Origin of the sequence: Rathayibacter sp. VKM Ac-2929 (assembly GCF_022815495.1) — a bacterium.
In the GTDB taxonomy this organism is placed as follows: domain Bacteria; phylum Actinomycetota; class Actinomycetes; order Actinomycetales; family Microbacteriaceae; genus Rathayibacter; species Rathayibacter festucae.
Map to the genome: position 1 here is coordinate 162,844 of NZ_JALGRV010000002.1, position 14,495 is coordinate 177,338.

Sequence of the window (14,495 nt, forward strand, 5' to 3'; positions counted from 1 at the left end):
CGTGTCGTCGTCTGGAATCCGGGTGTCATCGGTCGGTCCCGGTCAGGTGAGGAGACCGACGAAGACGCCCGCGACGAGGAGCCCCGTCGTGAAGCCGGAGGCCGCCGACTCCCAGTCGGGAGCGACCGCCTGCTCCAGCTCATGGAATTCGAGCTCGTTCGTGGTGTTCATGTGTTCACCTCCCTCGTTCGGTCGTAGGGCCCGCGCCGGCGGGAAGGCCGCGCGCAGGAGTCGGAGGGCGTCGTCGAGCGCCAGGCCGGGCAGCGCCGAGCTGTCCCAGCGGGCGACGATCGCGAGTGCCACGTCGCGGAGGGCGCGGTCGGCGACGGCCGGAGCGGTGATCCCCCACCGCTCGGACCACTGGGCGCTGCCGACGACGGGGTCCGGGTCGAGCCCGAGGGGAGCGGCGAACCACTGCCAGACGGCCCGTCGTCGCGCGCGACGCTCCGGGGAGTCGCGACTCCACAGGACGGGCAGCAGCGGCATCGTCGCCGGCACCTTCCGCAGGCCCGCGCGACTGCTCACCTCGTTCGCGAGGTACCAGTGCGTCGCCGCGAAGGGATCGGCGGTCGCCGAGCGCAGCACGCCGTGACTGCCGGCGCTCGCCGATGCGAGCGCCGAGCGGTCGGCGCGGCGGACGAGTCCGGCGCTCCCGGCGACGCGGCCGCCGGCCTCGGCCAGCGCCTCCAGCAGTCGCCTCGACCCATCGTCGGCGGAGCGGTCGGCGGGCGATCCGGACCGCGAGCCGATCAGCCGCAGGGCCGCCTCCGCCGCTCCCTCGAGCACGGAGGAGCGGGTCAGCGTCGCCGTGAGCTCGGCGTCGAGCACGGCGGCGTCGGCCCGGAGCGCTTCGCCGACCACGACGGAGCGGAGGCCGCCGATCTCGCGGCAGGCCGCGGCGCTCGTCTCGCTGCCGGGCCCGATCGTCGTGGGCACCAGGACGAGACGAGGGACCTCCGTCGACGCGGGGAGGTCCGGGGCGAGAAGGCCGCCGTGCCTGCCCAGCAGTCCGTCGAGGCGCGATCGGAGGGCGCGGTCGACGGCGAACAGGCGCGCCAGCGCCGCCACGTCGTGCAGCCTGCCGCCGCCGATGCCGACGAGGCGGTCGGGACGGACGGCGCGGAGGGCGCGGTCGACGGTGTCGAGCAGCCGACCCTGCTCGGACGCGACGTCGAGGACGACCACCGGTCCGTGCAGTCGCTCGGGCTCGACGGCTCCGCACCGGACGAGCGCGCTGTCGAGCACGAAGAGGGTCCGCCGGGAGCCGGTGGCCGCCGCGTCCGACGCCAGACCGGACCGCAGATCGGTGCTGCGGACCCTCATGCGTCGAGCGCCGCACTGATGATGCGCGGGATGTCCGCGAGGTCGCGGTCGCTGGACACCGCCGCAGGGAGGAACTGGATCCCGCCCGGCGCGGGGTGCACGACCGCCCCGCGCCGCCGGATGTCCTCCACCAGGCCGAGGACCTCCTCGGCGCTGGCGACCCCCGCGATCCGCAGGGCCCGGAAGGACCCGGCACCGGAGGATCCGAGCACCCGCGGATGCGCGGACAGCGCGGTGACGGCACGGTCGAGGCCGGTGCTCACGCGCGGGAAGCCGTCGGCTCCGAGCAGCTCGGGGAGCAGCGCGAGGCTCTGCAGGACGGCGGCGCAGACCGCGGGTGTCCCCGCCTGGGTCTCCGCATGGACGAACGGGGCGTCGGCGGCATCGATCTCGGCGAGGAGCCGCTCGCCGACGACCACGGCGGCCGCCGCGAGAGTGCCGTTCGTCAGCGCCTTCGACAGAACGACCGCGTCGGGCGCGAACGGCCAGCGCGAGGAGGCGAGGAACGGGCCGGTGCGGCCGAAGCCGGTCGCCACCTCGTCCGCGACGACGGGGACGCCGTCCCGGGACACGCGCTCGAGCACCGCGAGGAGTGCGTCCGAGAGCGGGAGAGCACCGGAGCCGAGGACGGGCTCCACGACGATGCCGCAGATGCGCCGTCCCTCCCGGTGGAGCAGCGACTCCAGCGCGTCCGGATCGTCATGCGCCACGTGCCGGACCCCCGAGCGGTCGACACCGTAGACGTCCTGGCCCAGCTCGTCGCCGCTCAGCGCGTGGGCGCCGTAGGTGAGCCCGTGGTAGCTGCCGGACAGGCCGACGACCAGCCGGCGCTCCGGCCGCCCGAGGAGCGCGGCCCACTGGCGGAGCAGCTTCATGACCGCGTCGTTCGCGCTGCCGCCCGAGGTGGTGAGGAGGACGCGCCGGAAGGAGGCGTCCGGGAGCGCGTCGCCGACGACCGCGAGCAGTGCCGAGGCCGCCCGCTCCGCCCAGGGGTGACTCCGCCGGAAGAGGGACAGGTAGGAGGCCTCGGCCAGAGCCGCGGCGATGGCAGCGGTGAACTCCGGTCGGCCGCAGCCGAACGGCGCGTTCCACAGTCCGCTCGTGAGATCGATCGCCTCGACGCCGTCGGCGAAGCGGATGCGTGTCCCCGTCGCGCCCACTGCCGCGACGGTCCTGGCCGCCGCCGTCGGCGAGACCAGGGGGACGAGGACCGGCGAGGCCGTCACGCTCCTCTCCGGAGGTGGACGCCCTCGTGCTCGAATCGCTCGACGAGCCGCGCGACGAAGGCCTCGTCGGCCGGCGTTCGCACCCCGTCGTCCGTGCCGTCGCTCAGCAGCCGTTCGACGACGACCGCGGTGGCCGGTGCGAGGGCGAAGCGCCGCAGGGTCCGGGGCTCCACCAGGACGCGCTCGCCGCCCCGGTGCAGGAGGATCAGATCGGAGCGCGTGAGCGTCGCCACCTCCCCGTCCGGTCGGAGGGACGTTCCGAGCCCGACCACCGACCACGCCGGGCCGGTGTCGTCGGCGGCGGCGAAGGCGAGGCCGGCGCGGTACAGCGCCAGCCAGGGGCGGCGCGCGATGTCGTCGGCGACATCGCCGCCCAGCGCGGCGAGCCGGTCGAGCGGACGGTACGACCTGTCGAGGGCGGCCGCCAGACCGTCGGGATCGCGGGCGTCGCCGAGGACCAGCCCGTCCGGACCGAGCGTCGCGACTCCGTCCCGGCCGACATCGACGGCAGCGACGGGTCCGGCAGCGGGGTCGTCCGTCAGCGGCAGACCGCTCACGGCGACCGCGGCTCCCAGGAGCTGCGGGACCAGCCGACCGGAGGCGCGGGCGGCGTCGGCGTCCTCCCGATAGGCCTGCCAGCCGTTCGCATCGCGGAGCCGTGCGGTCGTCGCACCGGTGACCGGGAGGAACGCGATCGAGGCGTAGTCCTCCGTCTGGACCCGCAGCTCGCCGAACCAGGCGACGTCTCCCGGCTCGTCGAGTCCACCGCGGTAGTCGAGGACGGCCGCGCCGTCGCAGGTCGGGGCCTCGCGGGTCGCATCGTCGTCGGTCACGCTCTCGGCCGGGAGGAGCAGGACGTCCTCCGGCCCGAGCAGTGGCTCCACCGCTCCTCGCCACCGCCGGTCGGCGAGGCGCACGACCCGTCGAGCGTCGACCCGGTCGCCGGTCACCCACTGGAGGACGGCCCGGGCGACTCCGCGTCGATCCACCGCGGTCGCTCGCGTGCCGTTGTCGGCGTCGGCGGAACGGGACGGAGTCGAGAGCGCCGTTCGCGAGCGGCGGTCGCCGCGATCGGGGGAGCGCGTCGCGTCTCCGTCGGAGCGGATCGGTCTTGGGTCGTAAGCCATACGCGGATGGTAACCGACCGAAGCTCACGTCTGTCAAGCGCGACTCGCCGACCGAATCGACGATCGCTGCTGTGCGCCACTGGCGGGGCTCGGCACGCGCCTCCGGCCCCTCCTGCCGGCGTCGGTGCTAGACATACCGGTATGAACAACGCAGCAGCAAGCAGGCGACTCCTGGGACGGCGGTGGCTGTCGTGAGATCCCGTTCCGTCCTCGTCGTCCTCGTCGTGCTCGGTCTCTACGGCCTCGTCCGAGGCGTCCTCGACACCCCTGCGGTCATCGCGGCACCGAGCGCCCTCGGGATCGCGTCGCTGTGCACCTCCGCCGTGCTCCTCGTCGTGGCGATCGCGGCGCTCGCCCTCGAGCTGCGGCACAGACGGAGGAAGCGTGCCGCTGCGACCTCGCCCGCCGCCGCCCAGACGGCCCGAGACGCCGGCGACGGGCAGTAGAGCCGGAGGCGTCAGCCCCTCGGCCGCGTCAGTACCCACCGATGCTGGTCGAGTAGCCCCGCAGGGGCGTATCGAGACCCACCGTCCTCAGAAGGGCGGTCCGCAGACTCGTCTTTCTGGCGCGGGTGGATCTCGATACGCCCGCTGCGCGGGCTACTCGATCAGCATGAAGTCCGTGCGTCGAGTCCACTCATGCTGGTCGAGTAGCCCCGGAGGGGCGTATCGAGACCCGCCGTCCTCAGCAGGGCGGTCTGCAGACTCGTCTTCTGACGCGGGCGGATCCACCTGGAAGAGACGCCCGCGAACATGCTGGTCGAGTAGCCCCGGAGGGGCGTATCGAGACCCACCGTCGTCAGCAGGGTGGGGCAGCAGGCGAATGTTCTGATGCTGGTGGATCTCGATACGCCCGCTTCGCGGGCTACTCGATCAGCATGAAGACCGTGCGTGGACTCCTATGACGGAGACCCTCCGCCTGCTGGTCGGGCGGCGGACGGCTCCGCACCCGTCGAGACGCCGGATCGCGGCCGCTCAGCCCGTCAGCCCCGCGACCGCGTCCAGCTCGTCCAGCGAGCCGATGCGCACCACCCCGAGCTCGACGGCCTCCGGCGGCAGCTCGCGCCCGTGCTCCGGACCGCCGACACGGTCGAGCCACACCCCGCGCAGGCCGGCGCGCGCCGCGCCGATAGCGTCGGTGCCCAGCCGGTCGCCGACGTACAGCGCGTCGCCCGGAGCGACGCCGAAGCGCTCGCACGCGACGCGGAAGATCCGCGCATCCGGCTTCGTCACGCCGACCTCGCCCGACGCGACGAGGTGCTCGACCCGCTCCGTCAGACCGATCGCGTCCGTCTTGGTCGTCTGGAAGTCCACATCGCCGTTGGTGATCACACCGATCCGGACGCCCGCCGCCTCGAGCCGGTCGAGCACCGGCACGGCGTCGTCGTGCAGCGTCCACGCCGCGACGTAGTGCCCCAGGTAGGCGGCGAACCACGCGCTCGCCTGCTCCGGCGTCAGCTCGACGCCGGCGTCCGCGGCGAAGGCGATGGCGCGCGCGCGGCGCTGCCCCTCGTAGTCGAGCTCACCGGCGAGGTAGCGGTGGTAGTGCTCCTCCTCCAGTGCGTGCCATCGCCGCTGCAGCGCGCCCGCCTCGCCCGCGTAGGAGTCGCCGAGCGACGCCGCGTACGCGACGATGCCCTCGCGCACTGCGCGGGCGTGCGCGAAGAGCGTGTCGTCGAGGTCGAAGAGGGCCAGCCGCAGCACGGTCGGCTCAGCGGCCGCGGCGCAGCAGGCCGACACGCTCGTACACGGTCGCGAGCGTGCGCTCGGCCGTCTCGGAGGCGCGGTCGGCCGCTCGAGCGAGCATCCGGTCGAGCTCGGCCGGGTCGGCGAGCAGCTCGGCGGTGCGCGCTCGGATCGGGTCGAAGGTCGCGGCGACGACCTCGACGAGGCCCTTCTTCAGGTCGCCGTAGCCGCGGCCCGCGTACTCCTGCTCGAGCGACTCGATCGTGCGGTCGGCGAGGACGGAGTAGATCGTGAGCAGGTTCGAGACGCCGGGCTTGGCGGCGCGGTCGAAGCGCACCTCCGACTCGGTGTCGGTGACGGCGCGCATGATCTTCTTCGCGGTGACCTTCGGCTCGTCGAGCACGCTCAGCAGGCCCGCGTCCGACTCCGCCGACTTCGACATCTTGGCGCCGGGGTTCTGCAGGTCGTAGATCTTCGCGGTCTCCTTCGCGATGTACGGCTCCGGCATCGCGAAGGTCGCACCGAAGCGCGTGTTGAAGCGGTTCGCGAGGTCACGGGTCAGCTCGAGGTGCTGGCGCTGGTCCTCGCCGACCGGCACGGCGTCGGTCTGGTAGAGCAGGATGTCGGCCGCCATCAGGATCGGGTAGGTGAACAGGCCGACCGAGGCCGCCTCCGCGCCCTGCTTCGCCGACTTGTCCTTGAACTGCGTCATCCGGCTGGCCTCGCCGAAGCCGGTGACCGTGTTGAGGATCCAGGCCAGCTCCGCGTGCGCCGGGACGTGCGACTGGATGAACAGCGTCGAGCGCTCCGGGTCGATGCCGGCGGCGATGTACTGCGCGGCCGTCGCGCGGGTGCGCTCGCGCAGCTCGGCGGGCTCCTGCGGCACGGTGATCGCGTGCAGGTCGACGACGCAGTAGTAGGCGTCGTAGTCGTCCTGCATCGCGACCCACTGCGTGAGGGCGCCGATGTAGTTGCCGAGGTGCAGCGAGCCGGAGGAGGGCTGCATGCCGGAGAAGATGACGGGCTTCGCGCCCGGAGTGCTGGGGGTCATGGTGAGGCCTCGTGAGTGACGGCGGCGCGGTCGGCGCCGGGGGAGAAGGGGGTCAGAGCTCGTAGTCGACGACGACCGGCGCGTGGTCGGACCAGCGGGTGTCCCACGCGCTGGCGCGGTCGATCTCGTAGCTGCGGGCCAGGGCGGCGAGCTCCGGCGTCGCCAGCTGGTAGTCGATCCGCCAGCCGGTGTCGGTGTCGAAGGCCTGGCCGCGCTGCGACCACCAGGTGTAGGGGCCGGGCACCTCGCCGGCGAAGCGGCGGCCGAGGTCGACCCAGCCCATCCCCGCTCCGGCGTTGTAGCCCTCTTCGCCCTCCGCGCCGACGAAGCGGTCGAAGTAGGCGCGCTCCTCGGGGAGGAAGCCGGCCTTCTTGACGTTGCCCTTCCAGTTCTTGATGTCGAGCGTGCGGTGGCCGACGTTGAGATCGCCCATCACGACGGCGAGCGGGTTGTGGGCCTGCAGCTGGGGGAGGCGCTCGATCATCGCGTCGAGGAAGCGCATCTTCTCGTCCTGCTTCGGCGTGCCGACGCCGCCCGAGTGCACGTAGGTGGAGACGACGGTCACGGTCCGGTCGCCGACCTCGTAGTCGGCCTCGAGCCAGCGGCCCGCGGAGTCGAAGTCGTCGGCGCCGAGCGCGACCCGGTGGATCGTCGCGCGCTTGCGGGAGGCGAGCGCGACTCCGGCGCGGCCCTTGGCGGTCGCCTCGTCGTGCAGCACGTCCCACTCGTCGCCGAGCAGGCCGGTGAGGTCGTCGGTGGAGGCGCGGACCTCCTGCAGGGCGAGGATGTCGACGTCGCGGGCGGCGAGCCAGTCGCCCATGCCCTTGCGGAAGGCGGCGCGGACGCCGTTGACGTTGACGGAGGCGATGCGGAGCGGCTTTCGAGTCACCGGAGCAGTCTACGGAGGACCGCCGACACGGCGCGGCACGCGGGGGAGCGGCGGACCGGCGCGCCCCCGGGCACGCAGAAGCCGGCGGCCCCGTCCCGCGCCGCCCCCTCGGAGGAGAGGGGCGACGCGGAGTCGGGACCGCCGGCGGGACCGCTCAGGACGGTCGGTCGGTGCGGATCAGACGGCGACGGGGCGGGCCGTGGCCGGCTCCGGGACCTCGGCGACGATCGGAGCGCGCTTGATGCTCTTCGCGATGATGACGCAGACCGCCGTGACCACCATGCCGACGAGGATCGCGACCAGGTAGAGCAGCGGCTGCCCCACCAGCCCGGTCACCCAGATGCCGCCGTGCGGGGCACGCAGCGTCGAGCCGAAGAGCGCGACGAGCGCGCCGGTGACGGCCGAGCCGATCATGGCGGAGGGGATCACGCGCAGCGGGTCGACCGCGGCGAACGGGATCGCTCCCTCCGAGATGAAGGAGGCGCCCAGCAGGTAGGCCGCCTTGCCGTTCTGGCGCTCGGCGTCGGTGAACAGGCGCTTGCGGAGCGAGGTGGCGAGGGCGAGGCCCAGCGGCGGCGTCATGCCGGCCGCCATCACGATCGCCATCACCTTGAACTGCACCGAGTTCGGGTCGCCGTCCGCGGGGACCGAGGCGAGCCCTGTGGTCGCGAAGGCGTAGGCCACCTTGTTCACCGGGCCGCCCATGTCGAACGCCATCATCAGGCCCAGGATGATCCCGAGGATGATCAGGTTGCCGCCGGTGAGGCCCGAGAGCCAGGCCGACAGTCCCTCGCTCAGCGCGCGCAGCGGGGCGCCGAGGACGACGAACATCAGGAACCCCGTGATGAAGGTCGCGATCAGCGGAATGATGACCACCGGCATCAGCGACTTGAAGGCCGCCGGCAGCTTGATCCGCGAGATGTAGAGCGCCGCGTAGCCGGCGATGAAGCCGGACGCGAGGCCGCCGAGGAAGCCGGCGCCGACGGTGACCGCCACGGCGCCGCCGAGGAAGCCGGGCGCGATGCCGGGCCGGTCCGCGATGCCGAAGGCGATGAAGCCCGAGAGCACCGGCACCAGGAACGCGAAGGTTGCGCCGCCGATCAGGAACATCACTCCGGCCCAGTCGGTGATGTTCGCGATGTTGAAGCCGTTGTCGATGATCTGCTGCGGCGTGTAGCTGACGATCTGGTAGCCGCCGAAGAGGAACGACAGCGCGATCAGCAGACCGCCCGCCGCGACGAACGGGATCATGTAGGAGACGCCGGTCATCAGGTTCTGGCGGATGCGCGTGCCGACGCCGACCTTCTTCGGGGCGGCGGGTGCCGCGGCCGGAGTCGAGCGGGCGGCGGACGGAGCCGTGCCGGTGCCGCGCAGGGCGAGCGCCCGGTCGAGCACCTCGTCCGGCTTCGACAGCGCCTCGGCGACGCCGACCTGGAGGATCGGCTTGCCGGTGAAGCGGTCCTTGCCGCGGATCTCGAGGTCGGCGGCGAGGATGACGACGTCCGCGGCGGCGATGTCGCCCGCGGTCATCTCGTCCGAGCCGGCGGCGCCCTGGGTCTCGACGTGGATCGGGTAGCCGCGCTTCTTCGCGGCCTGCTCCAGCGCCTCGGCCGCCATGTAGGTGTGCGCGATGCCGGCGATGCAGCTCGTCACCGCGACGAAGCGCGGGGCGCCCGTCGCGGCGGCGGCGGGGGCGTCCTGGACCTTCGCGGCGGCGCGGTCGATGACGTCCGCGGCCTTCGCGAGCGCCTCCGAGGTGCCGACCTCGAGGGTCGGCTTGCCGGCGAAGCGGTCCTTGCCGCGGACCTCGAGGTCGGCGGCGAGGATCACGACGTCGGCGTCGGCGATCGTCTGGTCGGACATCGGGTCGGAGCCGGCCGCGCCCTGGGTCTCGACCTGGATGTCGTAGCCCTTCTTCTTGGCGGCCTGCTCGAGGGCCTCGGCCGCCATGTAGGTGTGCGCGATGCCGGCGATGCAGCTGGTGACGGCGACGATCTTCACGAGACGACGACCTCTCGGGCGATGATGTCCGCGACTTCCTGGCCGCTGCCGGCGGCGCGGAGGGATCCGGTGAAGGACTCGTGGATCAGCTTGCGGGCGAGCTGGGCGAGGATCTTGAGGTGGGCCTGGTCGGCGCCGTCAGGGGCGGCGATGAGGAAGATCAGGTCCGCGGGGCCGTCCGGGGCGCCGAAGTCGACGCCGGACTTGGCGATGCCGACGGCGACGCTGGGCGAGACGACGTGCGAGGAGCGGGCGTGGGGGATCCCGATGCCGCCGGGCATGCCGGTGGCCATCTGCGACTCGCGGTCGCGGACGTCGGCGAGGAAGCCGTCGAGGTCGGTGACGCGGCCGGCGTCGGCGAGCGTCTTCGCGAGCTGCGCGGTGGCGTCGTCCTTCGTGGCGGCGGTGAGGTCGACGATGACCGTCGACGCCTCGGTGAGAGCAGTCATGCGCTCAGTTCTCCAATCGGGAGGGTGGGGTCGGGGTTCTCGACGACGGAGACGTCGTCGAGGCGGAGGGAGTCGGGACCCGGGGCTTCACTGCCCGGGAGGGTGACGGCGGCGGTGCCCCAGGCGACGGCCGTCCGCAGACGCTCCGCCTCCGAGGCCTCGGTCGCCGACAGGTAGCCCGCGAGGGTGCTGTCGCCGGCGCCGACGGTGCTGAGGGGCACGACGGGGGGTGCGCCCGCCCACCACGACGAGTCCGCCGTGACGAGGAGGGCGCCGTGCTCTCCGAGGCTCACGAGCGCTCGCGCGTCCGGGAGGCGGAGGAGTGTGCGGGCTCCGTCGACGACGTCGCCGACGGATGCGAGGGAGCGGCCGAGGAGCTCCTCGAGCTCCTCGAGGTTGGGCTTCACCAGCGTCGCGGTGCCGGCCGCGATGATCGCGGTCAGCGGTGCTCCGGAGGTGTCGACGGCGAGGGGGACGCCGAAGTGGGTGGCGAGGCGGCCGAGCGCCGGGTAGAAGTCGTCGCCGAGGCCGGGCGGGACGCTGCCGCAGGCGACGAGCCAGCGCGGGCCGGCGACGACGTGGTCGCAGATCAGAGCGGAGAGCGCCTTCGCCTCCTCCGGCGTGACGGCCGGGCCGGGCTCGTTGATCTTGGTGGTCCGGCCGGTCGCGTCGTCGACGACGGTGATGTTGGTGCGGATCGGCTCGGCGATCGCGGCGCTGGCGGAGGCGACTCCGGCAGCCTCGAGCATGGTGCGCAGGTCGAGGCCGGTCGAGGCGTCGGCCGGGTAGATCGCCGTGGCCTCGACGCCGTTGCGGGCGAGGGCCCTGGCGACGTTGACGCCCTTGCCGGCCGGGTCGCGGCGCACGCCGTGGGCGCGGTTGACCTCGCCGACGGCGAAGCCGCTCGTCGACAGGGTGACGTCGATGCTGGGGTTGGCGGTGACGGTGACGATCATGCGCGGACGACCTCCGGGCCGGCCGATTCGATGTCGTCGGCGAGCTCGTCGTCGACTCCTCGATCGGTGATGACGGTGTCGATCGCGGACAGCGGGGCGACGTGCCCGAAATCCTGGCGGCCGAACTTGGAGTGGTCGGCGAGGACGACGACCCGGCGCGCGGCGGCGATGAGCGCGGTCTTGACGACGGCCTCGTCGAGGTCGGGGGTGGTGAGCCCCCGCTCCCGGCTGATGCCGTTCGTGCCGATGAAGGCGACGTCCACCGAGACGGTGGGGATCACCTGGGCGACCCACGGCCCGACGGCGGCCTGCGTGACGCCGCGCAGGTGCCCGCCGAGCAGGTGCAGGTCGATGTTGGGCCGGCCGACGAGCGCCACCGCGACAGGGAGGGAATGGGTGACGACCGTCAGCCGGCGGTCCAGGGGGAGCAGCTCCGCGAGGCGGACCGTGGTGGTCCCGGCGTCGATGGCGATCGAGCCGCCGTCGGGGACCTCGGCCAGCGCGGCGGTGGCGATGCGGTCCTTCTCCGCGGCGAGGTGGCCCTCGCGGGCGGCGACCTCGGGCTCGATGCCGAGGCGCTCGACGGGGATGGCCCCGCCGTGGGCCCGGCGCAGCAGGCCGCGCTTCTCCAGGCTGGTGAGGTCGCGCCGGATCGTCTCGGGCGTGACCGCGAGGGACTGCGCGAGGTCGCGGACCTCGACCCGCCCGTCGGTGCGGGCGCGGTCCAGGATCGCCTGGTGCCGCTCCGGTGCGTACATGTGGACTCCGTCGTCTCGCGAGATGCTACGCCTCGTCCGCGGTGTCGGTGTCGACCTCGGATCTGCGTTTACATCTTTTTAGACCCGTTCGTGTCCGCTGTCAACAGAAACGGACATATTCGTCGGACGTCGTTCCGCTCGGGGGGCTCCGACGCCGCAGCAGCGTCGAGGAGAGCGTGCGTCGCGGACAGCGACTGCCGCGGAGTCAGGCGGCCGCGTCGGCCAGCTCGTCATCGAGGCGCGAGAGCTGCTTCTCCAAGCGTCGGCGCTTGAGCAGCGAGGCGTCCGGCAGGGCGGCGCGCAGGCGCTCGCGCTCCGCCTCGGCGAGGGTGCGGCGGGCGAGGCGCAGCTGCTCCTCGCGCTCGCGCTCGATCTCGTCCGGCGTGCGCTTGCGCGCCGAGATGCCGGCGTCGCTCATGCCCACCGAGATCCAGGAGGCGACGATCAGTATCACCTGGCAGACCAGGTTGAACCAGATCAGCAGACCGATCAGGACGGCGAACGAGGCGAGCAGCGGGTTGCGCGAGGCGCCGCCGAGCAGTTGCGTCCCGAGGACCTTGAGCGCGCCGAGCGCGATCCCGCCCATCAGCGCGCCGACCCAGAGGTTCTTCCACGGGATCGGGATGCCGCTGAGGATCCGGAACGAGCCGGCGAGCGTCGCGGTGTCGAGCGCGAGCATGATCAGCAGGCCGACGACGGTGCCGGTGACCCGGCCGAGGGTCGAGTCGCTGCCGATCCCGAGGACGTCGAACGCGACGTCGACGAACGAGGTCGAGAAGACCGAGAGCGCCGCCGAGACGATCAGCACGGCGCCGAAGACGAGCGCGAGCCCCGCGTCCTTGAGCTTGAGCAGCACGAACAGGACGGTCGGACCGGGCAGGGAGAACAGGATCCGGACGGCCTGGCGGAGGCTGCCGAGGAAGTTGAGCGCCGTCCAGAGCAGACCCGCCGCGGCGATCACCCCGGTCCAGCCGAGGATCGTGGAGTCGAGCAGCGTGTCGATGGAGACCAGCGAGTTCTTGTCGCCGATCAGCCCGGGCACCGAGCTGGTGAGCAGCTGCAGGAGCGAGTCGCGCAGCGCCGCGTTGTCGCGCAGGACGAAGCCGAAGACCGCGAAGAAGACGAACAGCGCCGCGAAGATCGCGAACAGCGCCTGGAACGCCAGCCCCGACGCGAACAGCGGCCCGCCGCTCTCGGAGTAGTGCAGCATCACCCGCACCGGCCGCGTCCGCATGATCCGCTCGAACAGCGCCGGGATGCCGCGCGGTGCCTCGGTCGCCGCCTCCGTCATGCCCTCCAGCGTAGAGGCGCCGGGCGCGCCTCCGAGACGCACGCCTCCGCCGCGCGCGGCGACGCGACCTCCGGCTAGCGGGGTCGCCTCCGGCTCGTCGAATGCCGCACATCCGACGTGTCGGAGCAGTTCCCGCGTGCCGGACCGCGGCGGCGCGACCTCCGGCTCGCAGAATCACCTCCGGCTCGTCGAATCGCCTCCGGCTCGTCGAATGCCGCACATCCGACGTGCCGGAGCAGTTCCTGCGTGCCGGACCCCGGCGGCGCGACCTCCGGCCCGCGGAATGATCCTCGGCTCGTGGAATTGCTTGCATCCCGCGTGCCGAGGTGGTTTCCGCGTGCCGAAGCTCGTCCGCGCGACCTCCGGCTCGCGGAATCGCCTCCGGCTCGCGGAATCGCCTCCGGCTCGCGGAATCGCCTCCGGCTCGTCGTCCTGTGCGCTTCTGACGAGCCGAGGCTCGTCTCGCGTGCCGAGGCGCCGACGCCGTCACGTCCGGCTCGCGGAACGATCCTCGGCTCGTGGAATCGCGGACTTCCGGCGTGCCGGAGCTGTTTCCGCGTGCCCGACCTCGTCCGCGAGACCTCCGGCTCGCAGAATCACCTCCGGCTCGTGGCTCCGGCCGATTCTGACGTGCCCGAGCGGTTTCCGCGTGCCCGAACGGCCCCGACGCGACCCTCGGCTCGTGGAAGGACCTCCGGCTCGCGGAAGCACGCCCCTCCTGCGTGCCGGAGCCTGTTCCGCGTGCCGGAGCATCGGCGCTGCCGGCCGGTCGTCGCCCGACGACCTCGGCTTCCTCAACCCGTGCGCCTCTGATCGTCACGGGACGGGTGCTCGCGCCGGGCGGGCGGGGCTCAGCGGAGCGGGCCGCGGGCGCGGACCGCGAGGATGCTGTCGCGGGTGCGCGGCCAGTGATGCATCACGTCCGCGTAGGTGAAGCGGAGCGTCGTGTATCCGCGCTCGGCTGCCGCTCGGTCGCGATCCCGGTCTCGCTGGAAGGCCCGGGGGTCGTCGTGCCAGGCGCGACCGTCGATCTCGAGGAGCAGCCACCCGTCGATCACCAGGTCGACCCTGCCGACGCCGTCGATCTCGACCTGGATGTCGCACCCGATGCCGAGCAGATGCAGGCGGACCCGAGTGACGGACTCCGTCCCGGACTCCGACCGGGCGTCGACGAGTTCCGCGACGACGGCGAAGCGACGGGGCAGTGCCGCCAGCGCCTGGGCGAGACCATCGGCCCCGATGAGGCGCAGGCGCAGGCACGAATCGGCGACGGCGACGGCGAGCTCGAGAGGCTGGCAGAGGAAGACCTGGGTCAGCGCTCCGATGCGCGTCGTCCGGATGGAGCGGTACTCCGTCGGCCGTGCACGGCGACTCCAGTGCGCGACCACGTCGTCGCCCAGTTCTCGCGGCCGCGGGCGCGAGCTGGAGGTGATGGCGAGGTGGAGTCGGGTGTCGGGCGGGCGGAAAGCGCCCGCCTCCGCCAGCAGCGAGATGCAGGACAGCGACCCGCAGGCCTCCGCCGCGCGCAGCTCCTCCGCCGACGCGTGCGGCGACGCGTACCAACCGCGCCTGATGCGGCGCAGCGCCCCCGATCGCACGGCGGCCGTGGCGTCGACGCCGACCGCGTGAAGGTAGCCGATGTGGTGCACTCCGTACTGCATCCGCCGACTCTGCCGTCGGACGGCGATCCGTGCGGACCTGATCGCCCGTTCGGTGGAGTGCTCGCGCTCACCGCCGAC

Annotated in this window: 13 protein-coding genes; 1 reads left to right on the forward strand and 12 read right to left on the reverse strand. The window is 72.9% G+C overall.

Annotated features, from left to right (window positions below; genetic code table 11):
* Positions 1-42: 42 nt before the first annotated feature.
* Genes MT355_RS05420 through MT355_RS05430 form a run of 3 tightly spaced genes read right to left on the reverse strand, consistent with a single transcriptional unit; the run spans position 43 to position 3,676 of the window.
* Complete coding sequence (locus tag MT355_RS05420; RefSeq protein WP_243598814.1) at positions 43-1,323, reverse strand: iron-containing alcohol dehydrogenase; 1,281 nt, start codon at positions 1,321-1,323, stop codon at positions 43-45.
* On the reverse strand, positions 1,320-2,549 hold the full coding sequence (gene mpaD, locus MT355_RS05425) for a daptide-type RiPP biosynthesis aminotransferase (protein WP_243598815.1): 1,230 nt from the start codon (positions 2,547-2,549) through the stop codon (positions 1,320-1,322). Before mpaD ends, MT355_RS05420 begins: the two co-directional genes overlap by 4 nt.
* Positions 2,546-3,676: a hypothetical protein gene (locus MT355_RS05430; protein WP_243598816.1), complete on the reverse strand. Its 1,131-nt coding sequence runs from the start codon at positions 3,674-3,676 to the stop codon at positions 2,546-2,548. Before MT355_RS05430 ends, mpaD begins: the two co-directional genes overlap by 4 nt.
* 191 nt (positions 3,677-3,867) lie before the next feature.
* On the opposite strand from MT355_RS05430, the gene MT355_RS05435 reads away from it, so the two are divergent.
* Positions 3,868-4,122, forward strand: coding sequence for a hypothetical protein (locus MT355_RS05435; protein ID WP_243598817.1), 255 nt, complete (start codon positions 3,868-3,870; stop codon positions 4,120-4,122).
* 528 nt (positions 4,123-4,650) lie between these two features.
* Here MT355_RS05435 and MT355_RS05440 read toward each other — a convergent pair.
* From MT355_RS05440 to MT355_RS05480, 9 genes are all read right to left on the reverse strand, one after another.
* The gene (locus tag MT355_RS05440) at positions 4,651-5,415 is read right to left on the reverse strand and encodes an HAD family hydrolase (protein WP_243598818.1); all 765 of its coding nucleotides are present in this window, start codon (positions 5,413-5,415) and stop codon (positions 4,651-4,653) included.
* Entirely contained in the window at positions 5,387-6,412 is a 1,026-nt protein-coding gene (gene trpS / locus MT355_RS05445; RefSeq protein WP_123735191.1) for a tryptophan--tRNA ligase, read from the reverse strand. Before trpS ends, MT355_RS05440 begins: the two co-directional genes overlap by 29 nt.
* Positions 6,413-6,464: 52 nt before the next feature.
* Positions 6,465-7,232: an exodeoxyribonuclease III gene (locus MT355_RS05450; RefSeq protein ID WP_243582899.1), complete on the reverse strand. Its 768-nt coding sequence runs from the start codon at positions 7,230-7,232 to the stop codon at positions 6,465-6,467.
* A gap of 246 nt (positions 7,233-7,478) precedes the next feature.
* Entirely contained in the window at positions 7,479-9,302 is a 1,824-nt protein-coding gene (locus MT355_RS05455; protein ID WP_243598819.1) for a PTS fructose-like transporter subunit IIB, read from the reverse strand.
* Entirely contained in the window at positions 9,299-9,751 is a 453-nt protein-coding gene (locus tag MT355_RS05460) for a PTS sugar transporter subunit IIA (protein WP_123445279.1), read from the reverse strand. The genes MT355_RS05455 and MT355_RS05460 overlap by 4 nt, the downstream gene beginning before the upstream one ends.
* Positions 9,748-10,707, reverse strand: a complete 960-nt coding sequence (locus MT355_RS05465; RefSeq protein WP_123735192.1) for a 1-phosphofructokinase family hexose kinase — start codon at positions 10,705-10,707, stop codon at positions 9,748-9,750. The genes MT355_RS05460 and MT355_RS05465 overlap by 4 nt, the downstream gene beginning before the upstream one ends.
* Entirely contained in the window at positions 10,704-11,465 is a 762-nt protein-coding gene (locus MT355_RS05470; RefSeq protein WP_123445281.1) for a DeoR/GlpR family DNA-binding transcription regulator, read from the reverse strand. Before MT355_RS05470 ends, MT355_RS05465 begins: the two co-directional genes overlap by 4 nt.
* A 205-nt stretch (positions 11,466-11,670) precedes the next feature.
* Entirely contained in the window at positions 11,671-12,756 is a 1,086-nt protein-coding gene (locus MT355_RS05475) for a YhjD/YihY/BrkB family envelope integrity protein (protein WP_243598820.1), read from the reverse strand.
* Between the two features lie 851 nt (positions 12,757-13,607).
* Positions 13,608-14,417 (reverse strand): hypothetical protein, encoded by an 810-nt coding sequence (locus MT355_RS05480; protein WP_243598821.1) that lies wholly within the window; start codon positions 14,415-14,417, stop codon positions 13,608-13,610.
* Positions 14,418-14,495 lie beyond the last annotated feature (78 nt).

What these genes read in the sequence shown, in the direction of transcription:
- MT355_RS05460 (WP_123445279.1), bottom strand. Translation starts at nt 9,751, where the DNA reads ATGACTGCTCTCACCGAGGCGTCGACGGTCATCGTCGACCTCACCGCC.
- MT355_RS05430 (WP_243598816.1), bottom strand. Translation starts at nt 3,676, where the DNA reads ATGGCTTACGACCCAAGACCGATCCGCTCCGACGGAGACGCGACGCGC.
- MT355_RS05470 (WP_123445281.1), bottom strand. Translation starts at nt 11,465, where the DNA reads ATGTACGCACCGGAGCGGCACCAGGCGATCCTGGACCGCGCCCGCACC.
- trpS (WP_123735191.1), bottom strand. Translation starts at nt 6,412, where the DNA reads ATGACCCCCAGCACTCCGGGCGCGAAGCCCGTCATCTTCTCCGGCATG.
- MT355_RS05450 (WP_243582899.1), bottom strand. Translation starts at nt 7,232, where the DNA reads ATGGGCGACTGGCTCGCCGCCCGCGACGTCGACATCCTCGCCCTGCAG.
- MT355_RS05475 (WP_243598820.1), bottom strand. Translation starts at nt 12,756, where the DNA reads ATGACGGAGGCGGCGACCGAGGCACCGCGCGGCATCCCGGCGCTGTTC.
- MT355_RS05480 (WP_243598821.1), bottom strand. Translation starts at nt 14,417, where the DNA reads ATGCAGTACGGAGTGCACCACATCGGCTACCTTCACGCGGTCGGCGTC.
- MT355_RS05420 (WP_243598814.1), bottom strand. Translation starts at nt 1,323, where the DNA reads ATGAGGGTCCGCAGCACCGATCTGCGGTCCGGTCTGGCGTCGGACGCG.
- MT355_RS05465 (WP_123735192.1), bottom strand. Translation starts at nt 10,707, where the DNA reads ATGATCGTCACCGTCACCGCCAACCCCAGCATCGACGTCACCCTGTCG.